Annotated in this window: 20 protein-coding genes and 1 tRNA gene; 11 read left to right on the forward strand and 10 right to left on the reverse strand. The window is 73.8% G+C overall.

Features of this window, described 5'->3' with window-relative positions:
- Window positions 1–27: 27 nt before the first annotated feature.
- The 5 genes from HCJ94_RS26125 to HCJ94_RS26145 all read left to right on the forward strand — a co-directional run bounded on the left by HCJ94_RS26125 (window position 28) and on the right by HCJ94_RS26145 (window position 5,080).
- On the forward strand, window positions 28–603 hold the full coding sequence (locus HCJ94_RS26125) for a hypothetical protein (RefSeq protein WP_168003696.1): 576 nt from the start codon (window positions 28–30) through the stop codon (window positions 601–603).
- Window positions 600–1,607, forward strand: coding sequence for an AAA family ATPase (locus tag HCJ94_RS26130; protein ID WP_168003697.1), 1,008 nt, complete (start codon window positions 600–602; stop codon window positions 1,605–1,607). Before HCJ94_RS26125 ends, HCJ94_RS26130 begins: the two co-directional genes overlap by 4 nt.
- Window positions 1,607–3,028 (forward strand): DUF58 domain-containing protein, encoded by a 1,422-nt coding sequence (locus HCJ94_RS26135; protein WP_168003698.1) that lies wholly within the window; start codon window positions 1,607–1,609, stop codon window positions 3,026–3,028. The genes HCJ94_RS26130 and HCJ94_RS26135 overlap by 1 nt, the downstream gene beginning before the upstream one ends.
- A 58-nt stretch (window positions 3,029–3,086) precedes the next feature.
- Complete coding sequence (locus HCJ94_RS26140) at window positions 3,087–3,647, forward strand: hypothetical protein (protein ID WP_168003716.1); 561 nt, start codon at window positions 3,087–3,089, stop codon at window positions 3,645–3,647.
- Window positions 3,648–3,748: 101 nt separating this feature from the next.
- Window positions 3,749–5,080, forward strand: coding sequence for an NAD(P)/FAD-dependent oxidoreductase (locus tag HCJ94_RS26145; protein WP_168003699.1), 1,332 nt, complete (start codon window positions 3,749–3,751; stop codon window positions 5,078–5,080).
- 51 nt (window positions 5,081–5,131) lie between these two features.
- Here the strand turns inward: HCJ94_RS26145 and HCJ94_RS26150 are convergent, their stop codons facing one another.
- Complete coding sequence (locus tag HCJ94_RS26150; RefSeq protein ID WP_309227438.1) at window positions 5,132–7,027, reverse strand: hypothetical protein; 1,896 nt, start codon at window positions 7,025–7,027, stop codon at window positions 5,132–5,134.
- A gap of 147 nt (window positions 7,028–7,174) precedes the next feature.
- Here HCJ94_RS26150 and HCJ94_RS26155 point away from each other — a divergent pair.
- The 3 genes from HCJ94_RS26155 to HCJ94_RS26165 all read left to right on the forward strand — a co-directional run bounded on the left by HCJ94_RS26155 (window position 7,175) and on the right by HCJ94_RS26165 (window position 8,682).
- Window positions 7,175–7,255, forward strand: a tRNA-Leu gene (locus tag HCJ94_RS26155).
- Window positions 7,256–7,358: 103 nt separating this feature from the next.
- Window positions 7,359–8,174: a Bax inhibitor-1/YccA family protein gene (locus HCJ94_RS26160; RefSeq protein ID WP_168003700.1), complete on the forward strand. Its 816-nt coding sequence runs from the start codon at window positions 7,359–7,361 to the stop codon at window positions 8,172–8,174.
- 181 nt (window positions 8,175–8,355) lie between these two features.
- Entirely contained in the window at window positions 8,356–8,682 is a 327-nt protein-coding gene (locus HCJ94_RS26165) for a hypothetical protein (protein WP_168003701.1), read from the forward strand.
- A gap of 204 nt (window positions 8,683–8,886) precedes the next feature.
- Here the strand turns inward: HCJ94_RS26165 and HCJ94_RS26170 are convergent, their stop codons facing one another.
- The 3 genes from HCJ94_RS26170 to HCJ94_RS26180 form a co-directional block, all read right to left on the reverse strand.
- Entirely contained in the window at window positions 8,887–10,149 is a 1,263-nt protein-coding gene (locus HCJ94_RS26170; RefSeq protein WP_168003702.1) for an acetyl-CoA C-acetyltransferase, read from the reverse strand.
- Between the two features lie 89 nt (window positions 10,150–10,238).
- On the reverse strand, window positions 10,239–11,042 hold the full coding sequence (locus tag HCJ94_RS26175; protein ID WP_168003703.1) for an SGNH/GDSL hydrolase family protein: 804 nt from the start codon (window positions 11,040–11,042) through the stop codon (window positions 10,239–10,241).
- A gap of 31 nt (window positions 11,043–11,073) precedes the next feature.
- A complete protein-coding gene (locus HCJ94_RS26180; protein WP_168003704.1) occupies window positions 11,074–12,126 on the reverse strand; it encodes an SGNH/GDSL hydrolase family protein in 1,053 nt (350 codons plus the stop codon).
- Window positions 12,127–12,276: 150 nt separating this feature from the next.
- Between HCJ94_RS26180 and HCJ94_RS26185 the strand changes: the two genes are divergently transcribed.
- Window positions 12,277–12,633, forward strand: coding sequence for a YkvA family protein (locus HCJ94_RS26185; protein WP_168003705.1), 357 nt, complete (start codon window positions 12,277–12,279; stop codon window positions 12,631–12,633).
- 77 nt (window positions 12,634–12,710) lie between these two features.
- Window positions 12,711–14,081, forward strand: a complete 1,371-nt coding sequence (locus HCJ94_RS26190) for a cystathionine beta-synthase (protein WP_168003706.1) — start codon at window positions 12,711–12,713, stop codon at window positions 14,079–14,081.
- A gap of 62 nt (window positions 14,082–14,143) precedes the next feature.
- Here HCJ94_RS26190 and HCJ94_RS26195 read toward each other — a convergent pair whose 3' ends face one another.
- From HCJ94_RS26195 to HCJ94_RS26205, 3 genes are all read right to left on the reverse strand, one after another.
- Window positions 14,144–15,100: a S1C family serine protease gene (locus HCJ94_RS26195; protein ID WP_168003707.1), complete on the reverse strand. Its 957-nt coding sequence runs from the start codon at window positions 15,098–15,100 to the stop codon at window positions 14,144–14,146.
- 61 nt (window positions 15,101–15,161) lie between these two features.
- Window positions 15,162–15,671 carry a GNAT family N-acetyltransferase gene (locus tag HCJ94_RS26200; protein WP_168003708.1) on the reverse strand — a complete coding sequence of 170 codons (510 nt, stop codon included), beginning with the start codon at window positions 15,669–15,671 and terminating at the stop codon, window positions 15,162–15,164.
- The gene (locus tag HCJ94_RS26205) at window positions 15,668–16,597 is read right to left on the reverse strand and encodes a ribonuclease Z (RefSeq protein ID WP_168003709.1); all 930 of its coding nucleotides are present in this window, start codon (window positions 16,595–16,597) and stop codon (window positions 15,668–15,670) included. The genes HCJ94_RS26200 and HCJ94_RS26205 overlap by 4 nt, the downstream gene beginning before the upstream one ends.
- A 402-nt stretch (window positions 16,598–16,999) precedes the next feature.
- Here HCJ94_RS26205 and HCJ94_RS26210 point away from each other — a divergent pair, with 402 nt between their 5' ends.
- On the forward strand, window positions 17,000–17,320 hold the full coding sequence (locus tag HCJ94_RS26210; RefSeq protein WP_168003710.1) for a hypothetical protein: 321 nt from the start codon (window positions 17,000–17,002) through the stop codon (window positions 17,318–17,320).
- Here HCJ94_RS26210 and HCJ94_RS26215 read toward each other — a convergent pair.
- Genes HCJ94_RS26215 through HCJ94_RS26225 form a run of 3 tightly spaced genes read right to left on the reverse strand, consistent with a single transcriptional unit; the run spans window position 17,260 to window position 22,063 of the window.
- Complete coding sequence (locus tag HCJ94_RS26215; protein WP_168003711.1) at window positions 17,260–18,453, reverse strand: osmoprotectant NAGGN system M42 family peptidase; 1,194 nt, start codon at window positions 18,451–18,453, stop codon at window positions 17,260–17,262. The two genes, HCJ94_RS26210 and HCJ94_RS26215, sit on opposite strands and share 61 nt — an antisense overlap.
- A complete protein-coding gene (gene ngg, locus HCJ94_RS26220) occupies window positions 18,450–20,276 on the reverse strand; it encodes an N-acetylglutaminylglutamine synthetase (RefSeq protein WP_168003712.1) in 1,827 nt (608 codons plus the stop codon). Before ngg ends, HCJ94_RS26215 begins: the two co-directional genes overlap by 4 nt.
- A 2-nt stretch (window positions 20,277–20,278) precedes the next feature.
- Window positions 20,279–22,063 (reverse strand): N-acetylglutaminylglutamine amidotransferase, encoded by a 1,785-nt coding sequence (locus HCJ94_RS26225; RefSeq protein ID WP_168003713.1) that lies wholly within the window; start codon window positions 22,061–22,063, stop codon window positions 20,279–20,281.
- Window positions 22,064–22,367: the final 304 nt, after the last annotated feature.

Raw genomic sequence — 22,367 nt, forward strand, 5'->3', positions numbered from 1 at the left:
CGCGCCGCGCGCCCGGGAGGCGGCGGCATGAGCAGCACGAGCATCGACGACCTGCTCAGTGCCGAGGAGGACCGGCCGCCACGCCGGCCGCGCTCCGGGGGCCGGGCCGGGCAGGTGCTGCGGACGCTCGTCGCCGTGGCCGCCGTCGTGGTCGTCCTGGTAGCCGGTCTCCGGGCCGTGGGCCTGCGGGTGTCGCTGCTGGTCCTCGTGGCCGGGGTGGTCGCCCTGTTCACGGTACGCCGGATCGTGGCCGCCCTGGCCCCGCCGCCACCACCAGGTCCCGCCGCTCGCCGGGCCGAGACGGACGAGGGCAGGGCCATGCCCACCGGAGACGCGCTGCGCACCGCGATCAACGGGTGGGAACGACCGCTGGACTGGGCGTCGGGCAACCGTGAGCGGTTCGCCGAGCGGATCCTGCCCCGCCTCGGTGAGCTCGCCGACGAGCGCCTGCGCCAGCGCCACGGCCTGACCCGGGAGACGGATCCCGCCCGGGCCCGGGCCCTGCTGGGTGACCCGCTGTGGACCTTCCTCGCCGCGCCTTCCCGCCGCCCCCCGTCGCCGCGTGACCTCGCGGCGATCGTCGCCGAACTGGAGAAGATATGAACGACGTGGCCCGGACCATGCCACCCGCCGAGGTCGGCCACCTCGCCCGGGCGGTGCTGGACGCGGTCGGCGAGGTCGTGGTCGGCAAGCGGGAGTCGCTGGAACTGGTGCTCGCCGGCATCCTCGCCGGCGGCCACGTGCTCCTGGAGGACCTGCCCGGCCTGGGCAAGACGCTGACCGCCCGCACCTTCGCGCAGGCGCTGGGGCTGGACTTCCGCCGCCTCCAGTTCACCCCCGACCTCCTGCCGGCCGACGTGACCGGCTCCTTCCTCTACGACCAGCGCAGCGGCGACTTCGCCTTCCGCGCCGGCCCGGTCTTCACCAACCTGCTCCTCGCGGACGAGATCAACCGCACCCCGCCGAAGACCCAGTCGGCGCTGCTGGAGGCCATGCAGGAGAAGCAGGTCTCGGTGGAGGGCGTCACGTACCGGCTGGACGAGCCCTTCCACGTGCTCGCCACGGCGAACCCGGTCGAGTACGAGGGCACGTACCCGCTGCCGGAGGCGCAGCTGGACCGCTTCCTGCTCCGGGTCTCCTTCGGTTACCCCGACCACGGGGAGGAGTGGGAGGTGCTGCGTCGCCGGATGGCCCGCCGCCGCGAGGAGGCCGAGATCAAGCCGGTCGTCGATTCGGCGACGCTGCGCGCCATGCAGGCCGCGCTGGAGGACGTGGTCGTGGAGGACTCGGTCGGCCGGTACATCGTGGCCCTGACCGCGGCCACCCGGGAGCACCCGTCGGTGCTGGTCGGCGCCTCGCCGCGCGGCTCGCTGGCGCTGCTCCTGCTGGCCCGCGTCCGGGCCGTCATGGGGGGCCGGGACTACGTCGTGCCGGAGGACGTGAAGGACGTCGCGGTGCCGGCGCTCGCGCACCGCATCACACTGCGCCCGGAGATGTGGCTGCGCCGGGTCGACCCGTCCTTCGTGGTCGGTGAGGTGCTGGCCGGCACGCCGGCCCCCGCCAGCGGTGCCCTCCCCAGCTACGCGGCCGGCCGGCCCGGGCTCTGATGACGGCGCCCGCCCCGCCCCCGTACGCGGTGGCCGAGCCGGAACCCGCGGTGCCGCCGACGGAGCCGGAGACCGGCTGGGTGCCGACCCCGGCGCTGGGCCGGGCCGTGCTGCTCACCGGGCTGCTGCTGATCGCCGGCGTCCTGCTGGGCCGGGTCGACCTCATCGTGCTGGCCGCGCCGATCGCGCTGGGCACCGCGTACGCCATGCGTCGCCGGCCCGGCACGGCGCCGCAGGTGTGGATCACCGCCGCCGACGGTGACCTGGTCGAGGGCGGGGAGCTGAGCGGCACGGTCAGCGTGGGAAACCCGGACCTCGTCGGGTACGACGTGGCGGTCCTGCGTACCCGGGTGTCGCCGTGGCTGCGGGTGGAGCGGGCCACGCTCGCCGGCGCCACCACCGCCACCGCCTCGGAGCGCGTCCCCTCGGTGGTGGACCGCCCGTTCGCGACCTCGGTGCCGCCCGACGCGGCGGTCGACCTGGAGCTGACCGGCACGGCCCGGCGATGGGGCCGGCACCCGCTCGGCCCGGCCGGCGCCCGGGTGGCCGCCGCGCAGGGCCTGCTCGTCTCCCGGGCGGTGATCGTCGAACCGGCCCGGGTCCGGGTCTACCCGGTCACCGAGCCCTTCGACGCGGTCGAGGCGATGCCCCGGGCCGCCGGGCTGGTCGGCGCCCACCACTCCCGCCGGCCCGGCGAGGGCGGGGAGCTGGCGGGTGTCCGGATCTTCGCTCCGGGTGACCGGCTGCGCCGGATCGACTGGCGGGTTTCCCTGCGCGCCCGGCAACTGCACGTGGCGGCGACCCTCTCCGACCGGGACGCCGAGGTGGTGGTGCTGCTGGACGTGCTCGCCGAGGCGGGCACGTCCGGCGGTGTCAGCGGAGCGGCATCGGTCCTGGACACCACCGTCCGGGCCGCCGCGGCGATCGCGGAGCACTACCTGCACCGCGGGGACCGGGTCGCGCTCCAGGAGTACGGGCCCGCGGCGCGGCGGCTGCGGCCGGGCACCGGCCGGCGCCACTACCTGACGGTGCTGGAGTGGCTGCTGGACGTCGAGGCCGGAGACTCGCCCCACGACCCCTCCGAGTTCGCCTTCGGCACCCAGATGATCTCGCCGGACGCGCTGGCGGTCGTCCTCACCCCGCTCCTCGACGAGCGGTCCGCGCAGATGCTCGCGCGGCTCGCCCGCTCCGGCCGGTTCGTGGTGGCGGTGGACACCCTGCCCGCCGACCTGCCGCCGCCGAAGGGGCGGGGCTGGGCCGAGGTGGCGTACCGGCTGTGGCGGCTGGACCGGGACACGATGATCGAGCAGCTGCGCGAGCACGGTGTGCCGGTGGTGCGCTGGGCCGGGGCGGGTAGCCTCGACCAGGTGCTGCGGGACGTGGCCCGGCTGGCCACCGCCCCGAGGGCGGGGACCCGGTGAGCGCGAGGAACGCAGCGGAGCGGAGTCCCGCGGTCGCGAACGAAGGCGGGCGCAGATGATCAACGTCGTCGTCGCGCGGGTGCGCGAGACCCGGGCGGCCGTGGCCCGGACCGGCCCGGTGCCGCTGCTGGTACGTGCCGGGATCTTCCTCAGCGTCCTGCTCGGGCTGGTGCTCGCGTACCCGTCGGAGGTGCTGCTCGGGCGTCCGCTGGCGGCGCTGCTGCTGGTGGCGCTCCTGCCGGCGCTGTCGCCGCGCCGCGTCTGGCCGACCCTCGCGGCGCTGGTCACGGTGGCGGGTTGGCTGGTCGCCACCGACGGGTACGGCCGCACGATCACCCTGTGGCGGCTGCTCGCCGTGGCGGCGCTGCTCTACCTGGCGCACACCCTGTGCGCGCTCGCCGCGGTGCTGCCGTACGACGCGGTGGTGGATCCGGACCTGGTCCTGCGCTGGTTGCTGCGGGCCGGTGCGGTGGTCCTCGGCGCCGCGGTGCTGGGTGTGCTCCTGGTGGAGTTGGCGGGCGTCGGCGGGGAGAGCGGTCTCCAGGCCGCGACGGTCGCCGGCCTGGCGGTCGCGGCGGCGGTGACGGCGTTGCTGGGGTGGCTGCTGCGGCGCCCCTGACCTGCGGGAACCAGGGTTACGCAGGTCACAGGGGTTGTGCTCCGTCACAACGAGGGGGCGCGCGCGGGATTAGCGGAGCCGCGCGGGGAAAGATAGATGACGTGAATCCGAAGCGGATCCTTGTGGTGGGTGCCGGTCACGTCGGCCTGTACGCGGCGCTGCGCCTGTCGAAGAAGCTCAGCTCGCGTGAGGCTGAGGTCATCGTGGTGGACCCCCAGCCCCACATGACGTACCAGCCGTTCCTGCCGGAGGCGGCGGCCGGCAACATCTCGCCCCGGCACTCCGTGGTGCCGCTGCGGCGGGAGTTGCGCAAGTGCAAGGTCCTCGCCGGCGCGGTGACCCGGATCGACCACGCCACCAGGACCGCGGTGGTCCAGCCGATCGTCGGCCCGACCCGCGAGATCCGGTACGACCACGTCGTGGTCGCCCCGGGTTCGGTCTCCCGGACGCTGCCGATCCCCGGCCTGCACGAGCACGGCATCGGCTTCAAGACCATCGGTGAGGCCATCTACCTGCGCAACCACGTGCTGGACCGGCTGGACGTCGCCGCCGCCACCCCGGACCCGGAGGTCCGCCGCAGCGCCCTGACGTTCACCTTCGTCGGCGGCGGGTACGCGGGCATCGAGGCGCTCGCCGAGATGGAGGACATGGCCCGGGACGCGCTGCGCTACTACCCGGAGCTGAAGCCGGACGACATGCGCTGGGTGCTCGTCGAGGCGACCCAGCGGGTGCTGCCCGAGGTCGACCGCGACATGGGCGCCTACACGGTGCAGCAGCTGCTCAAGCGGAACATGGACATCCGGCTGGACACCCGCCTGGAGTCCTGCGTCGACGGGGTGGTGAAGCTCTCCGACGGCGACACCTTCCGGTCCGACACGATCGTCTGGACGGCCGGCGTGAAGCCCTCGCCGATGCTGGACCGGACCGACTTCCCGCGCGACGAGCGGCGCCGCATCACCTGCCTGCCGACCCTCCAGGTGGTCGACGGCGACCGGGTCGTGGAGGGCGCGTGGAGCGCCGGTGACTGCGCGGCGGTGCCGGACCTGACGAAGGAGCCGGGCAACTACTGCTCGCCGAGCGCCCAGCACGCGGTGCGCCAGGCGGCCCGGATGGCCGACAACATCGTCAACGTCGTCCGCGGCCGGGAGCCGGTGGACTACAAGCACAAGCACGCCGGCAGCGTGGCGAGCCTCGGCCTGCACAAGGGCGTCGCCCAGGTGTACGGCGTCAAGATGAAGGGCTGGCCCGCCTGGTTCATGCACCGGACGTACCACATGAGCCGGATCCCGTCGTTCAACCGCAAGGTCCGGGTCGTGGTCGACTGGTCGCTGGCGTTCTTCCTCAAGCGTGAGGTGGTCGCCCTCGGCCAGCTGCACGACCCGCGCGAGGAGTTCGCGGAGGCCTCCCAGCCGGTCGGTGCCGGCGCCCGCTGACATGTGGGAAAGGGCCCCTTCCGCCTGGAAGGGGCCCTTTCGTATGCCTGGTCAGACCCGCCAGATCCAGGCGTCGGCGATCCGGGTCGAGGGTCCGTAGAGCTGCTCCAGCGTCCCGCGCAGGCCGTCGACGTGCCGCGTGTCGACGGCCAGCACCACGCAGGAGGCACCCCAGAAGTCGGCGTCCCGGGCGGCCTGTCGCCGCTGCTCCTCCTCGACGACCGGCTGGAGCCCCCGCTTCCACACCTGGTCGAGCAGGACCGCGGTGGGCCGCCGGGCGGTACCCATCGCCGCCGTGCCGTTCCGGCCGTACGGCCCGATGAAGAACCCCTCGGGCATGCCGAACTCGGCGTCGGCGGCCGTCGCCCAGCGCATCGGCCACGGTTCGCGGGGCGTGGCGAGCGGCACCGGGACCAGTACGCCGCCGGGCGCCACGCACTGCCGCCAGTGACCGGCCGTGATGAACTCGGGCACGGCCGGGCGGGCGGCGGTGGGCAGCGGAAGCGGGAACAGCGGCAGCAGCGCCGCGCCGACCGCCACCGGCACCCACGCGCGGGCCCGGCCGCCACCGCGCAGCGCGCGGTCGACCGCCAGCACCAGCACCGTGCCGATCAGCGGCAGCGCCGGGAGCGCGAACCGCATCGGCAGCGCGCCGTCCACCACCGGCAGACCGGCGAGCAGGGCGTACGGCCCGGGAAGGGCGCTCCGGTCGCCGTCGAGCACCACCCGCGGGCCGAGCGACAGCGACCCCATCACGAGGGTGGCGACCACACACGCCACCACGAGCGGGCGGCGGCCGAGCCAGAGCGCGCAGGCGGCGGCGACCAGCAGCAGCGGCCAGCCGAGGAAGGTGTTGTACTCCGCCGGGCCGGTGGTCAGCCGGGCGGAGGAGTCGGTGCCGAGGAGCGACAGCGGCGACACCGCCCACCAGCTGCGCAGGTCGGTCGAGAAGTAGTGGGGGCTGAACATCCCGTCGGCGACGCCCTGCGGCCCGGCGAACTGGAACCACAGCGGCCACCCCAGCACGAGCAGGGCGGTCCCGCTGGCGAGCATCATCCCGCCGGCGAAGCCGGACAGCGCGCGACGGGCGAGGTCCCGGTCCCGCACCGCGTACGTGACGGTCATCACCAGCAGCGTGAGTGCGGTGAGGAAGAGCACCTCCTCGCCGATGAACACCTGGACGCTGACCGCCGCCGCCAGACCCAGCGCGGACGTGACGACGCGCCGCCGGTCCGGCCCGGCGACGACCGTGGCCGCCGCGTCCCGGTCGGCCGGGTCCGCGGCGGCCGGGCCGGTGGCGGCCGGGTTCGTGGCGGGCCCCGGGTCGGCGGCCCGGAGCAGCCGGACCACCAGCCAGACGATCACCGGGACCAGCCACTGCGCCGTCATGTGCAGGTGGCTGTTGGCCTGGGACACCATGCCCGGGCCGAACCCGCAGAGCGCGGCGCCCACCGCGGCGGCGGCCGGCCGGGCCCGCAGCGTCCGGGTGTAGAGCAGGTACCAGGCGGTCGCCGTGCCCGCCAGGTTCGCCGCGGCCAGCAGGGCGAACGTGACCGGCGCGCCGAGCAGGAGGGTGACCGGGGCCAGCAGCATCCCCAGGGCGATCACCGTCGTGTTGGTCATCATGTTCACGCCGTCGGGGGCGTTCAGCCGATCCGTGAGCAGGTCGAAGTCGCCGAGTAGCGCCCGCGCGTCGACGGCGAGGAACCACTCGTAGAGCGCCTGGTCCTCGGGGTTGAGCGACAGGACGCGCGCCCCGGGATCGGGCCAGAGGCCCTGGGTGAGCCATCCGGCCAGCACCACGAACGACAGCGCGACGGCGAGATCCACGCGGCGGCGGGCGAGCGCGGCCGGCAGACGGGCGGGCCAATGCCGGAGCGAGAGCCTGTTGGCGGGGCGGACAGCCTGGTCGGCGGCGTCGGGGGCCGGAGGGGCTGCGCTGCTCACGGCCTCGACCCTAGTGCCGGCCAGGCGTCGGGGTACGCCGGGTCGCCGAGGAACCGCTACGGTGACACTGCACCAGGCGTGTCGGACGGGCCGGTGGCGCACGGCGCCGCAGCGTCCGGGTCCGTTCGTCGAACGCCGGTGACACCGGCCCGGGTGGTGGAACGGCAGACACGGCCGCCTTAAAAGCGGCTGCCGCAAGGCGTGCGGGTTCGACCCCCGCCCCGGGCACTTTCAGCCATCCCTCAGCTTTGCGATCTCCACGGAATGGCGGGGGCGTCTATCCTTGAGTCTGCACGTTGACGTGCAACGACCCCCTGAGGGAGGCCAGACAGTGAAGACCTCGAACCCGGTGCTCGCCCGGCTCGGCCAGGCGGCCGAGCGCGAGCGCGCCGCCGGGTACGCCCCGACCGGGCCGTACGGACAGCCCGGCTACCCCCAGCAGTACCCGACGGAGGCCGGCTACCCGGCCGCGCCGCCCACCGTCAACACCATGTCGGTCGACGACGTGGTCGTGAAGACCGTCACCCTGCTCGGCATCCTCGGCGTGTCCGCCGCGGCCGCGTGGGTGCTGGTGCCCGACTCGCTGCTCGGCGTCGCGTGGATCGGCGCGGCCGTGGTCGGCCTGGTGCTCGGTCTGATCATCTCGTTCTCGCGGATGGCGAACCCGGCCCTGGTCGTCACGTACGCCGTCGTCGAGGGTGTCTTCGTCGGCATGGTGAGCAAGTTCTTCGAGTCGTTCTACGACGGCATCGTGCTCCAGGCCGTCACCGCCACCTTCGGCGTCTTCTTCCTGATGGCCGTCCTCTACAAGGCGAAGGTCATCCGGGCGACCCCGCGGTTCGTGCGCGGCCTGATCGCCGTCATGGCCGGCCTGTTCGCGGTCATGCTGATCAACCTGGTGCTGGCGCTCTTCGACATCAACACGGGCCTGCGTGACGGCAGCCCGCTGGCGATCGGCTTCAGCCTGGTCTGCATCGTCGTCGCCTCGCTCAGCTTCGTGCTGAGCTTCAAGGAGGTCGAGGACGGCGTCCGGATGGGTCTGCCTCAGCGCTACTCCTGGGTCGCCGCGTTCGGCATCCTGGTGAGCCTCGTCTGGCTCTACATCGAGATCCTGCGCCTGCTCAGCTACTTCCAGGGCGACGACTGACCGCCCACCCCGTAGACGGCGACGCCCGGCCCCGCTCCGCGAGGCCGGGCGTCGCCGTCTTCGCCCCGGGCTCCCTCCCCGCGATCTTGCACTTTCTGCCCCGACAGAACGCCCCTAGCCGGACGAAACGGGGGCCGAAACTGCAAGATCGCGGGAGAGTGGGGGGCGTAGACTCCGCGGGGTGGGTGATCCGGGGGAGCAGTTGACGCGGGGCGTCGAGCTGTTCGTGCGGCAGGTCGGGCACTGGCAGCAGCCGCGGTGGGCCGCCGTCGCCGCCGCGGGCAACGTGTCCCGGGCGGATCTGGTGCACCGGCTGGTGCAGGAGATCGCGAACCTCGCCGCGGACGCCGAGGGCGAGCCCCGTCGCACGGTGCCCCGCCTCGCCAACGACCTGGTCCTGCCGGACCAGCTCCGCGTGGTCGCCGCGGATCTCGTGGCCGCCCGCCCCTCCGCCGAGACGCTGGCCCGCGCCGCCGACGAGGTGGCGGCGACCCGTACCGCGCTCTGACCCGAGCCGGCCGCGCCGCCCGGGATCGGCCCGACGCCAACCCGCCGGCGTGCCGGCACGTCGACCCGTCGACCGACGAGGCGACCGCCCACCAAGGCGACGGCCGGCAGTCGACGCGACGGCCCGCCCACGAGGGTGACGACCGCTGTTCGACGCGACGGCCCGCCGACCCGGGGTGGGTCGGCGGGCCGGACGCGGGGTCGGTCAGCTCAGGCGCTCGAGGACCATCGCCATGCCCTGGCCGCCCCCGACGCACATGGTCTCCAGACCGATGCTCTTGTCGTGCCACTCCAGCGCGTTGAGCAGCGTGCCGGTGATCCGGGCGCCGGTCATGCCGAACGGGTGGCCGACGGCGATCGCGCCGCCCATCACGTTCAGCTTCTCGACCGGGATGCCCAGCTGCCGGTACGAGGGGATCACCTGCGCGGCGAACGCCTCGTTGATCTCGACCAGGTCGACGTCGTCGATGGTCATGCCGGCCCGCTTGAGGGCCTGCTTCGACGCCTCGACCGGGCCCAGGCCCATGATCTCGGGGGAGAGCGCGGTGACACCGGTGGAGACGATCCGGGCCAGCGGGGTGAGCCCGAGGTCCTTCGCCCGCTGGACGCTCATGATCACCACGGCGGCGGCGCCGTCGTTGAGCGGGCAGCAGTTGCCGGCGGTGATCCTGCCGTCGGGCCGGAAGACCGGCTTCAGGCCGGAGACGGCCTCCAGCGTGACACCCGGGCGGGGGCCGTCGTCGGTGCTGACCACGGTGCCGTCCGGCGTGGTCACGGGGGTGATCTCGCGGGCCCAGAAGCCGTCGGCGATCGCCTTCTCGGCGAGGTTCTGGCTGCGTACGCCGAACTCGTCCATGTCGGCGCGGGTCACGTCGTACACCTGGGCCAGGTTCTCCGCGGTCTGCCCCATGGTCAGGTAGATGTCCGGCAGCTCGCCGGACTCACGCGGGTCGGTCCACACCTCGGCGCCGCCCTGCGCGCGGGCCTTCGAGCGCTCCTGTGCGGCGGCGAAGCGCGGGTTCTCCCAGCCGCCGCCGACCAGCGCCTGCGCCTCCGGGGGCAGGCCGTCCGAGTTGCCCCGGGCGTACCGGGAGACGGTCTCGACACCGGCGGAGATGAAGACGTCACCCTCACCGGCCCGGATCGCGTGCATCGCCATCCGGGTGGTCTGGAGCGAGGACGCGCAGTAGCGGGTCAGGGTGGCGCCGGGCAGGCCGTCCAGCCCCATCAGGGTGGCGACCACGCGGGCCATGTTGAAGCCCTGCTCACCGCCGGGCAGACCGCACCCCAGGTGGAGGTCGTCGATCTCGGTCGGGTCGAGCTGGGGGATCTTGTCGAGGGCGGCCTGCACGATGGTCGCGGCGAGGTCGTCCGGGCGGACGTCGCGCAGGGACCCCTTGTGCGCCCGGCCGATGGGGGAGCGGGCGGTGGCGACGATGACGGCGTCGCGAGACGACTCAGTCGGCATGAACTTACGTTAACCCGCCAGTAACATCGTGCGGAAGCCGCACGGGCGGCGGGAAATGTCACCCCGGACGCGGGGAGGGGCGCCCCGGGTCAGTGGCGGGAGGCGACCTCGCCGGCGGCCGCGACCGCCGGGAGCAGGGCGTGGGCCCACACCCGGTAGCCGTCAGCGGACGGGTGGAACCCGTCGTGACAGAGGGTGCCGGCGTCGGCGCGGAAGACCGGCCCGGTCTCGGTCGCCAGGTCGACCACCGTGCCGCCGGCGTCCAGCACCGCGACCGTCTGCGCCCGGCTGACCCGCCGGCCCGACCAGCCAACCAGGTGCCGCAGCGGCGGTGCGATCGCGCGGACCGCACCGAGGTCGGGGCAGGTGCCCACGACGACCTCCACGCGGGCCTCGCGGAGCCGGTGCACGGCCGCCCCGAGGTACGCGGCGGCGTCGGCCGGCCGGCGCATCGTGGTCGCGTCGTTGGCGCCGATGAGGATCACCGCCACGTCGGGACGCTCGCCGAGCAGCGCCCGGGCGACCTGCGTGGCCAGGTCCGTCGAGCGGGAGCCGGAGACACCGACGCTGGACAGGTGCACCAGCCGCCCGGTCGGGCCCTCGGCGAGCAGGTGCGCGAGCTGGCCGCCGATCGTGTCCTCGAGCCGGTCGACACCGACGCCGAGTGCCGACGAGTCGCCGAGCAGCACGAGCCGCAGCGGTGGCGCGTCGGCGCGCCCGATCGTGGCCCGCAGGGCCAGGCCCAGCTCCGGCTGGGCGTACGGCCGGTGCCGCGCGGCGAAGGCCTGACCGGCCAGGACGGCCGCGCCGCCCACCGCTCCCGCCGCCAGCGAGAGCGCCGCCGCCCGACCCAACCGGCCGGCGAGGCCCGAGGGGATGAGGTGGCCGGTCACGACGACACCGGCCGGGGGTCGATTCGCTCGGTCATGCCAGTCCCTCCACAGTCGGTGCGTCCGCGGCCGGACCGGGTTGCGGCACGGCGCCGACACCGAAGAAGGCCCGTCGGCGAAGCTGTGCCCACCGACCGGCCGGGCCGCGGTCGCGACCCCGGACCTGGGCGCCGCTGACCTCGGTCCCCGCGTGCCGCGCCGCCTCCTGGGCGGCCTCCGGCAGCGACCGTACGCCTTCCACCCGGGTCAGCGCAGCCCTGCGTTCCTGACCGGCGCCCAGGGCGGAGAGGAGCGTCGGCAGCAGCGCGGCGGCGGCCACGGCGTACCCCTCGGCGGACGGGTGGAACCGGTCCCAGGCGAACATCCGGCCCGGCTCGGCGGCGAACCGGGGGCCGAGCAGGTCACCGAGGGAGACCGTCCAGCCGCCGGCCTCGACCACGGCCACCGTCTGGGCGGCGGCGAGCTGCCGGCTCCACCGGCGGGCCAGCCAGCGCAGCGGCGGCTGGATGGGCCGGATCGCGCCGAGGTCGGGGCAGGTGCCGACGACCACCTCGCAGCCGGCGGCGCGCAGCGCGGTGACCGCCTCGACCAGGTAGCGCACGGCGAGCGCGGGCGGGGTGCGGTTGGTGACGTCGTTGCCGCCGACCAGGATCACGGCGATGTCGGGGTGGCACTCCAGCGCCGCCTCGACCTGGTGCCGCAGACCGGCGGAGAGGGCGCCGACCACGGCGAACCGGTGCAGCCGGACCGGCCGTTGCAGCCGCCGGGACAGGCCGGTGGCGAGCAGCGAGCCCGGCGTCTCGCGGCGGCGGTGCACGCCGTACCCGGCGGCGGAGGAGTCGCCGAGGATGACCATGGTGATCGCGGGGCCGGGCAGCTTGGCGCCGTACACCCCGTCACAGCGCGGCGGCGGGGCCTCGGCCATCGGAATGGTGCGGCGGGCCTGGCGGGCCTGGCCGATCAGCACCCCGCCGGTGGCGACGGCGGCCGCCGCGGTCGCGCCCGTGCCGAACGCGACCATCCGGGCGACCCGCCGGACGGTGCGCCAGCGCGGACCGGCCGGAACGACGGAACCAGCGACCCCCATGCACCGACATTATCGCGACCTTGCGACATGCCGCTGTCACCGTCACGGCACGCCGGTGCCTGGAAATCGACGTGTCCGGGTACCTGTTCCCACGACCCCCGCCGCGGTTGCGCCGGGGCGGCACCCTGACGTTCGGGAGGGAGCGACGAGATGGGGAAGACACTGCAACGGCGCGCGGCGTTCACCGCGCTGGCCCGCGCGCTCATGGTCGGGGCCCGGGGCGGGCCGTCACTCGGGGCGCGGCTGGCCGCGCTGCCCCGGATGATCCGGGCGACGGCCCGGGGGGAGTACGACGGCGGCCTGCGGCTGGCCCTGATGACGGCGGCGACGGCGTACATCGTCTCGCCGGTCGACCTGCTGCCGGAGATCCCGTTGGCGATCTTCGGCCTGGCCGACGACGCAGTCATGGTCACCTGGCTGGCCGGCAGCGTGCTGGCGGAGACCGAGCGCTTCCTGGAGTGGGAGAAGCGCCGCGCGTCCGTCGTCCCGGGCGAGGTGGTCGGCTGACGGCACGTAGGCTGGGCGCGAGTATTCGTCTGCCCGGCCGCCCACCCGGCGGCGCCGGAGGAGAAGGGCACAACCAGGTGCAGTACTACGACAACGTCGTCGAGTTGATCGGCAACACCCCGCTGGTACGGCTGCGCAACGTCACCGAGGGCATCCAGGCGACCGTCCTGGCGAAGGTGGAGTACCTGAACCCCGGCGGGTCGGTCAAGGACCGGATCGCCCTGCGCATGGTCGAGGACGCCGAGAAGGCGGGCATCCTCAAGCCGGGCGGCACGATCGTCGAGCCGACCAGCGGCAACACGGGCGTCGGGCTGGCACTGGTGGCCCAGCTCAAGGGCTACCGGTGCGTGTTCGTCTGCCCGGACAAGGTGAGCCAGGACAAGCAGGACGTGCTGCGCGCGTACGGGGCCGAGGTCGTGGTCTGCCCGACCGCCGTCGCCCCGGAGGACCCGCGCTCCTACTACAACGTGTCGGACCGGCTGGCCCGGGAGATCCCCGGCGCCTGGAAGCCCAACCAGTACGCGAACCCGGCGAACCCCCGCTCCCACTACGAGACCAGCGGGCCGGAGCTGTGGAAGCAGACCGAGGGCCGGATCACCCACTTCGTCGCGGGTGTCGGCACCGGCGGCACGATCTCCGGCATCGGCCGCTACCTGAAGGAGGCGTCCGAGGGGCGGGTCCGGATCGTCGGCGCGGACCCGGAGGGCTCGGTGTACTCCGGCGGCACCGGCCGCCCGTACCTGGTCGAGGGCGTCGGCGAGGACTTCTGGCCGGAGACCTACGACCGGGGCGTCGCCGACGAGATCATCGAGGTCTCCGACAAGGCGTCGTTCGAGATGACCCGCCGTCTGGCGCGCGAGGAGGGGCTGCTGGTCGGCGGCTCCTGCGGCATGGCGGTCGTCGCGGCGCTGGAGGTGGCCCGCAAGGCCGGCCCGGACGACGTGGTCGTGGTGCTGCTGCCGGACGGTGGCCGGGGCTACCTGTCCAAAATATTCAACGACAACTGGATGGCCCGGTACGGCTTCCTGGACAACTCCGGCTCGGAGCCGACCGTCGCCGACGCGCTCGCCGCCAAGCCGGGCGCTCTGCCCGAGCTGGTGCACGTGCACCCGACCGAGACGGTCCGCGACGCGATCGACTACATGCGCGAGTACGGCGTCTCGCAGCTGCCGGTGCTGAAGGCCGAGCCGCCGGTGGTGACCGGCGAGGTGGCCGGGTCGATCGCGGAGAAGGACCTGCTCGACGCGCTCTTCACCGGGCAGGCCCACCTGCACGACACCATCGAGCGGCACATGGCCGACCCGCTGCCGATGGTCGGCGGCGGCCAACCGGTCAGCGAGGCGGTGGCCCTGCTGGAGAAGTCCGACGCCGCCCTCGTGCTGGTCGACGGCAAGCCCAAGGGTGTGCTCACCCGGCAGGATCTGCTCGCCCACCTCGGCGCCCGCTGAGCGGTGAGAGAAGGGCCCCTCGTCAGACCAGGGGCCCTTCTCTCACGCCGCCGCCGACCCGGTCAGCGGTTCAGTTCCATCGGCACCGCGACCACGTCGACCAGCGCGCCCTTGCGGAGCACGGTCACCGGAAGCCGGCTGCCGATGGCGTCGCCCAGCATCAGCCGTTGCAGCCCCTGGCCGTCGCTGACCGGCCGGCCGCCGGCGGACAGGATCACGTCGCCCAGGTAGATGCCGGCCATCCCGGCGGGGCTGCCCGGCACCACCTCCACGACCCGCAGGCCGCGCCGCTGGCCGGTGCGCGCGACGATCTCCGGGGGCAGCGGCATTGGCACGCTCGCCACCCCCAGCCAGGCCCGGCGTACCCGCCCGTGGGCCGTGAGGTCGCGGATGATCTGCCGGGTGGTGGCGTTGATGGGTACGGCGAGGCCCAGCCCGTACCCCGCGACCGCGGTGTTCACCCCGACCACCCGGCCGGCGGAGTCGGCGAGCGCGCCGCCGGAGTTGCCCGGGTTGAGCGCCGCGTCGGTCTGGATGACGTCCTCGATGAGGCGGGTGACCCGGCCGTCCCGCGCCGGCAGCGACCGCCCGAGCCCGGACACGACCCCGGCGGTGACCGAGCCGGCCAGCCCCATCGGGTTGCCGACGGCCACGACGAGCTGGCCGATACGCAGCCCGTCGGCGTCACCCAGCTCGACCGGCGGCACGGTGGTCTCCTCGACGCGGAGCACCGCCAGGTCGGAGAGCGGGTCGGCGCCCACGACGCGGAACCGGGTCTCGGTGCCGTCGCCGAACGTCGCCGAGCCGTCCCGCGCGCCCTCCACCACGTGGGCGCTGGTCAGCAGCAGGCCGTCGGTGCCGACGGTGACGGCGGAGCCGGCACCGCCGCCGCGGGCGGTCCGCACGGAGAGCGCGGCCACGCTCGGCAGCACCCGCGCCGCCACCGCCGTGACGACCTGGGAGTACGCGTCCAGCGCGGCCTCCTCGGCCGGGCCGGAGGCGGTGCGATCGATGTCCATGCCGCTGGCAACGCCGCCGGGTCGGGGCGCATGCCCGGATCCGCTCAGAGCGAACGCTCCCTCACACCTCGCGGGCGTAGCGGAGCTGGGGGGTGAGGACGGACCCGATCCGGTCCTCACGTTCCGCGCCGGTCGGCGTCCAGCCCCCGCGCTCGTAGAAGCGCCGCGCGTTGGTGTTCTCCCGCAGCACCCAGAGCGCCGCGCGACGCCAACCGCGCGCCCGCATCGCGGCCAACGCGTCGATCATCAGCTCGCGTCCCACGCCGCGGCCCTGCTCGGCCGGCTCCAGGTGGATCGCGTACAGCAGGCCGGTGGCGGGGTCGCCCTCGTCGTCGGGGCCGACGTAGCTGAAGCCGGCCAGCGTGCCGTCCCGCTCGGCGAGCGTCATCCGGTGGCTGTCCCGTTCCCAGCCCCACCGCTCGGTCCAGTACCGCCCCATCGCCTCGCCGGTGGGCTCGGCCAGGGCCTCGGGCGGCAGGAAGAAGGAGTACGCCGCGACCCGGGACCGCTGGTGCAGCGCACCGACCGCCATCAGGTCGTCCGCGGTGGCGGGACGCAGCGTGATCGTCATCCGGCCGAGGGTACCCGCCGGGGCGGGACCGGCACGGTCATCAGGTCCTCGGCGATCACCAGGTCACCGTCGAAGTGCTTCCGGGCCTCGTCGGCGAAGCGGGCCAGGTCCGCGTACCGCTGGGAGAAGTGGGTGAGCACGAGCCGGCGTACGCCCGACTCGCTGGCCACCCGCGCGGCCTGCGCCGCCGTGAGGTGGCCGGCCTCGGCGGCGAGCGTGGCCTCCGACTCCAGGAACGTCGACTCGATGACCAGCAGGTCGGCGTGCTCCGCCAGGGCGTACACCCCGTCGCAGAGGCCGGTGTCCATCACGAAGGCGAACCGCTGCCCCGGCCGGGGGACGCTCACCTCGTCCCGGGTGACGCGACGTCCGCCGACGTCGAGGTGGCCGACGCGGAGCAGCTCGCCGACGGCCGGGCCGACGATCCCGTACGCGGACAGCTTCTCCGGCAGCATGCGGCACCCGTCCGGCTCTACCAGCCGGTAGCCGTACGTCTCGATGGGGTGGCGCAGCCGGCGGGCCTCCAGCGTGCCGCCGCGCAGCGTGATCCGCTGCCCGTCGGCGTCGATCGGCTCGACGGCCAGCTCGGCGGTCTCGTGGAAGCTCGACGCGTGCCGCAGCCGGGCGAAGTACTCGGCGCCGCCGGCCGGGAAGTGCACCGCCACCGGACGCGGGACCCGGTCGAGGGAGAGGCGCTGGATCATGCCGGGCAGCCCGAGGCAGTGGTCGCCGTGGAAGTGGGTGACGCAGATCCGGGTCAGGTCGGTGGCGGTGACCGTGCTGTGCAGCAGCTGCCGTTGGCTGCCCTCGCCCGGGTCGAAGAGGATCACCTCGTCGTCCCAGCGCAGCACGTACCCGTTGTGGTTGCGCACCCGGGTCGGCGCCTGGCTGGCCGTCCCGAGCACCACCAGCTCGCGCATCGACACGGTGATCTCCCCGGAGATGAAACGACCCCCGGGGCTTCCGCGCTCGCGCGCGGGCCGGCTGGACTGGGCCGGCACCCCGGGGGTCGGGTGGCTGTCGTGGATTCGCCGCACCGCTGCCACACGGTCTCGACGATGGTGCCTGAGCCCACCCCTCGCGGGGCGGACGGATTTACTGTCGAGGACAGCGGCTAGCGGACAGCCACCTCACGAGTCCGATTGCTATACAAGTCTGGACCACCTCCTTTCCCGTGTACCGCCACGCTATCCAGAGCCCGATGGCCCGGGCAACGGATTTCGATCACAGGCACCACCGGGAGTGCGTTCCCGCTGTTCACCGTCCCGCCGGCTACTCGACATGCGGAACTGCCTGCGCGGGAGTGAGCCGCGGGTCATCATCGGCTCATGGTGACGAGGGAAGCGGGATCCGGGCCGCCGCGACCGGCCCGCGGAGCACGCCGGCGGGTCCGGGCGTGGGTCGCCTGGGCCGCGGCGGTGCTCGTCCTCTGGATCCTCAGCCAGCCGATCGGCGCGGCCGCCGGCCCGGAGTGGGCCGAGGAGGTGGCGCTGGTGCTGGTGATCGCCGTGGCCGTCGTCTCCGCCCCGCCGGTGCTCGCCCGCATCAGCACGCTGCCCGTCGACCTGCCGCCCGCCGACGGGCGCGGTCAGGAGGCGGCGGTGATCCCGATCGGTCCCTCGCGCGGGCCCTCCTCGTTGGCGGGCTGAACGGCCAGCGACGGGAAGTCCGCCAGGTCGCCCTCCGGCTCCGCGTCCCACTCGGGGAAGACCAGGTCGCACTGGAGGTAGAGGCAGAGCAACTGGGTCAGGTGGCGCAGCCCGTCCAGGTGGGTGCGCTCGTGGCCGTGGGTGGCGTCCACCCCGAAGCCGAGCAGCGCCACCCGGGCGTGGGCGCCCGCCTCGACGGCCGCCGCCACGTCCGAGCGGTAGTAGTCGAACACGTCACGGACCAGGTCGACCTGGTGCTCCCGGGCGATCGACGCCAGGTTGCGGGTCAGGTGGTAGTCGAACGGGCCCACCCCGTCGCCCATGGCCAGCGTCGCCGCGTTCTCCCGGGACTGCTGACCGGGGGCCACCACGGCCGCGTCGACCGAGACGATCTCCGCCACGTCGGGGTCCAGGCCGTGCGAGGCGCCGTGGCCGATCTCCTCGGTCACCGTGATCAGCAGGTGTGCGGTGACCGCCGGGGTGACGCCCGCGTCGACCATCGCCTTGAACGCGGTCAGCACGGCGGCGACGCCGGCCTTGTCGTCGAGGTGGCGGGACTTCACGTACCCGGACGGGGTGATCTGCGGGTTGGGCAGCAGCGCCACGAAGTCGCCCGCGTCGATGCCCAGCGCGCGCAGCCCGGCGATGTCGTCGACCGGCTCGTCCACGCGCACCTCGACCAGTTCCCAGCCGATGCCCTGGGAGTCGACGGCCTCGTTGTAGCGGTGGCCGCTCGCCTTCAGCGGGAGCACCTGGCCGGTGATCACCCGGTCCAGGTCGTCGGTGAAGATCCGGACGTGCGCGCCCTCGGCGAAGCGGGCGCTGTGCGTACCGATCGGCTTCAGCTCCAGCCGGCCGTTCTCCTTGAGCCGCTTCACCATGCCGCCGATGGTGTCCGTGTGCACCACGATCGCCCGGTCCGCGCCGGTGGTACGGGGACCGGGCAGGCAGGCGCTGAGCGCGCCGCGCCGGGTCAGCGTCGACGGGATCCCGAGCGCGGCCAGCCGTTCGCCCACGTACTGCTGCACGTGGTCGGTACGCCCCGACGGGCTCGGGATCTCCAGCAGCTCCAACAGCACCTGGCGCAGGTAGTCGAGGTCGAGGGGGAGCGGAGCGGGCTTGTTCGCGGTCATGTCCCCGAGCTTGCCGCACCCGCCGGGGACCACAACCGCTGAGGGGCCCGGGTGCCGGGGAAGAGCAGGTCGACGAAGCGCTCGGCGGTCGGCTGCGGCTCGTGGTTGGCCAGGCCCGGGCGCTCGTTGGCCTCGATGAAGACGTGCTCCGGCCGGTCCGGCGCGGGCACCAGCAGGTCCAGCCCGGTCACCGGGATGTCCAGTGCCCGGCTCGCGGTGACGCACGCCTCGGCGATCGCCGGGTGCAGCTCGGCGGTGACGTCGTGGATGGTGCCGCCGGTGTGCAGGTTGGCGGTCCGCCGGACGGCGAGCACCTCCCCCTCCGGCAGCACGTCGTCGAGCGCGTACCCGGCCTCGGTCACCACGTCGCGGGTCATGTCGTCCAGCGGGATGCGGGACTCGCCGCCGGTCGCGGCGGCGCGGCGTCGGCTCTGCCGCTCGATCAGCTCGGCGATGTCGTGCACCCCGTCGCCGGTGATCGACGCCGGCCGGCGTACCGCCGCGGCCACCACCTCGTGGTCGATCACGACGACCCGCAGGTCCTCGCCCGTGCACAGCTCTTCCAGCAGCACCTCGGGACAGAACCGGGCGGCCAGCTCGACGGCGGCCTTCAGTGCGTCGGGTGTCGTCACCCCGACCGTGATGCCGTTGCCCTGCTCACCCCGGGCCGGCTTGACGACCAGGTGGCCCACCTCGGCGAGGAACGCCGCATCGGCCTGGTCACCGGTGGCGGTCCGGCCGCGCGGCACCGAGAGCCCGGCCCGGGCGAGGATCCGGCGGGTGACGCGCTTGTCGTCGCAGCGGCTCATCGCCACGGCCGACGTCAGCTCGGACAGCGACTCCCGGGTGAGGATCGTCCGGCCGCCGCTGCTCAGCCGCAGCTCGCCCCAGGAGGGGTCGGTCACCTCGACCCGGATGCCGCGGCGCATCGCCTCGTCCGCGACGATCTTCGCGTACGGGTTGAGCCGGTCGTACCCCTCGGGCATGGCGGGCAGGAAGAGGCGCTCGTTGATCGGGTTCTTCCGCTTCACGCAGAGGGTGGTCGTCCGGTAGAAGCCGAGCCGCTCGTAGAGCCGGATCGCCCCGGCGTTCTCGGCGAGCACGGACAGGTCCACGTACGCCCGGCCCCGCTCGACCAGCCGGGCCGCCAGCTCGGTGATCAGCGCCTGGCCGGTGCCGGGCGGCGCGGCGTTGAAGTCCACGGTCAGGCACCACAGGCTGGCGCCGTTGTCCGGGTCGTCGAAGACCGCCACGTGGTCGACGCCGGTGATGGTGCCGACGATCTCGCCGGCCGCGTCCTCGGCGACCAGGTGCAGGAAGCGGTCGTTGTCCGCGTTGGCCACCAGCACGTCCACCGGGGCGGTGACCATGCTGTTGGCCGCGTAGATCCGGTTGACGTCGTCGGCGTCGTCCGCGTCGCGCAGCGGCCGGATCCGCAGCCCGGGAACCTCCGGGGCGTCGGGCCGCCCGCCGTCCAGCGGCAGCCGGTAGGTCAGCGACGGGTCGATGAACAGCTCGTCCGGCAGGCGGGAAACCAGCACGTGCGGGTCACGCAGGTAGATGCAGATGTCCCGGGCGCCGGCCGCCTCCGAGCGCAGCACGTCGGCGACGGCGGCCTGGTCGGTGAACGTCTGGCCGAAGACCAGCCGGCCCCAGCCGCAGTCCAGCACCACGCCGTCGGCGCGCTCGTCGCCGGCGCCGTCCTCGGCCGGCCCGGCGGTCGCCGCCACCGGGTCGCCGCCCGGCCCGACCCGCTCGAACCGCCGGCTCCGGCCGCGCACCTGGTCCGCGATGGCCACCCCGGTCGCGAGGGTGTCCGACACGGTCAGGCGATTCCGTGGCTCTGGAGCCACATTTCCAGGAGTCCGAGTTGCCACAGCTTGTTTCCGTTCAACGGGGTCAGTTCGGCGTTCGGGTCGGCGAGCAGCGTGTCGACGTAGTCGGCGCGGTACAGGTCCCGGCGGCGGGCCTCCGGTGCGGTGAGGGCGTCGCGTACCCGGTCGAGGAGCTTGCCCTCCAAATGGGTGAGGCCCGGGACCGGGAAGTAGCCCTTCGGCCGGTCGATGACCTCGTACGGGAGGACCCGGCGGCCGATCTCCTTCAGCACGCCCTTGCCGCCCTGCGCCAGCTTCAGCTCCGGCGGGCAGCTCGCGGCCAGCTCCACGAACTCGTGGTCCAGGAACGGCACCCGGGCCTCCAGCCCGTGCGCCATGGTCATGTTGTCGACCCGCTTCACCGGGTCGTCGGTCAGCATCACCTGGGTGTCGATCCGCAGGCCGGCGTCGACCGCGGTCTCCGCGCCCGCCCGCGCCAGGTGTGCAGCCACGAACTCCCGTGCCGGGTCGCCGCCGGCCAGCCACTCCCTGTTGAGTACGCGGGCCAGCCCGGCCGCGTCCCGGTCGAAGAACGCCGCCGCGTACGTGTCGAGCGCGTCCTCCCGGGCGACCCGGGCCAGTGGCGGGTACCAGTGGTAGCCGCCCAGGATCTCGTCCGCGCCCTGGCCCGACTGCACGACCTTGACGTGTCGGGCGACCTCCTGGCTGAGCAGGTAGAACGCGACGCAGTCGTGGCTGACCATCGGCTCGCTCATCGCGGCGACGGCCGCCTCCAACGGCGGCACCAGGTCCCCGGTCGGCACCTTGATCTGGTGGTGGTCGGTGTCGAAGGTCTTCGCCACCAGGTCGGAGTAGCGGAACTCGTCGCCCTCCCGCCCGCCCACGGCGTCGAAGCCGATGGAGAACGTGGACAGCCCGCGCTGGCCCTCGCCGGCGAGCAGGGCCACCACCAGGCTGGAGTCCAGGCCGCCGGAGAGCAGCACACCGACCGGCACGTCGGCGACCATCCGCCGGCGTACGGCGGTGGTCAGCGACTCCAGCAGGGCGTCCTGCCAGTCCTTCTCGGACCAGCGGGCGTGGTCGGCGTTGCGGGTGAACGACGGGTCCCAGTAGACCCGCTCGTGGGTACGGCCGCCCGGCTCGTAGACCCGGACGGTGGCCGGGGGCAGCTTGGCCACACCGCGCAGGATGGTCCGCGGCGGCGGCACGATGCTGTGGAAGCTCAGGTAGTGCGCGAGCGCGACCGGGTCGATGGAGGTGTCGACCCCGCCGCCGGCCAGCAGCGCCGGCAGGGTGCTGGCGAAGCGTACGACGCCCGGCGACTCGGCCACGTAGAGCGGCTTGATGCCGAGGCGGTCCCGGGCCAGCACCAGCCGGCCGGTGTCCCGCTCGCTGATCGCGACGGCGAACATGCCGATCAGGTGGTCGACGAAATCGAGGCCCCACTCGGCGTACGCCTTGAGCACGACCTCGCTGTCGCCGGAGGAGAAGAACCGGTGGCCCTTGGCCTGGAGTTCGGCCCGCAGCTCCCGGTAGTTGTAGATGCAGCCGTTGAAGACGCCGGTCAGCCCGGCGGCGGCGTCCACGAGGGGCTGTCCGCTCGCGGCGGAGAGGTCGATGATCTTCAGGCGGCGGTGCCCCAGGGCGGTCGGCCCCTGCGCCCACACGCCGCTGTCGTCCGGCCCCCGGTCACTCATCGTGGCCGCCATGCGCTCCACCGCGCCGACATCGGCACGTGAACCGTCACGGCGGAACTCTCCCGCAAGTCCGCACATGCCAGCCGATGCTGCCAGAAGATGTTGCGATTCGCCTGTTGAGATGATGACGGTCGTGTAAAGGGTTGCTAGAATTCGCGCCCCTCAGTAGCGGAGCGTGACGGCTGGGGCGCGACGGTGGCGGTTCGTGCCGGCGACCGTCACACTGCGACGATCGGATCGCCTCACCGAATGTGACAATCAACGCATCGACGAGACTCGGGGCGGGCGCAAGTTCACGAGGAACATCTACGACGAGGGTGCGCCGACCACCGGGGGGCCGTACAACCTGATCACCAAGCAGGAGGTCGGCGTTCGTTGGTAT

Source organism: Micromonospora thermarum (assembly GCF_012034245.1).
GTDB classification, from domain to species: domain Bacteria; phylum Actinomycetota; class Actinomycetes; order Mycobacteriales; family Micromonosporaceae; genus Micromonospora; species Micromonospora thermarum.

Coding starts and splice junctions, on each gene's coding strand:
- HCJ94_RS26215 (WP_168003711.1), bottom strand. CDS start 18,453: ATGACCGCGAACAAGCCCGCTCCGCTCCCCCTCGACCTCGACTACCTG.
- HCJ94_RS26225 (WP_168003713.1), bottom strand. CDS start 22,063: ATGTGCGGACTTGCGGGAGAGTTCCGCCGTGACGGTTCACGTGCCGAT.
- HCJ94_RS26210 (WP_168003710.1), top strand. CDS start 17,000: ATGGTGACGAGGGAAGCGGGATCCGGGCCGCCGCGACCGGCCCGCGGA.
- HCJ94_RS26135 (WP_168003698.1), top strand. CDS start 1,607: ATGACGGCGCCCGCCCCGCCCCCGTACGCGGTGGCCGAGCCGGAACCC.
- HCJ94_RS26180 (WP_168003704.1), bottom strand. CDS start 12,126: ATGGGGGTCGCTGGTTCCGTCGTTCCGGCCGGTCCGCGCTGGCGCACC.
- HCJ94_RS26200 (WP_168003708.1), bottom strand. CDS start 15,671: ATGACGATCACGCTGCGTCCCGCCACCGCGGACGACCTGATGGCGGTC.
- HCJ94_RS26130 (WP_168003697.1), top strand. CDS start 600: ATGAACGACGTGGCCCGGACCATGCCACCCGCCGAGGTCGGCCACCTC.
- HCJ94_RS26125 (WP_168003696.1), top strand. CDS start 28: ATGAGCAGCACGAGCATCGACGACCTGCTCAGTGCCGAGGAGGACCGG.
- HCJ94_RS26185 (WP_168003705.1), top strand. CDS start 12,277: ATGGGGAAGACACTGCAACGGCGCGCGGCGTTCACCGCGCTGGCCCGC.
- HCJ94_RS26195 (WP_168003707.1), bottom strand. CDS start 15,100: ATGGACATCGATCGCACCGCCTCCGGCCCGGCCGAGGAGGCCGCGCTG.
- HCJ94_RS26170 (WP_168003702.1), bottom strand. CDS start 10,149: ATGCCGACTGAGTCGTCTCGCGACGCCGTCATCGTCGCCACCGCCCGC.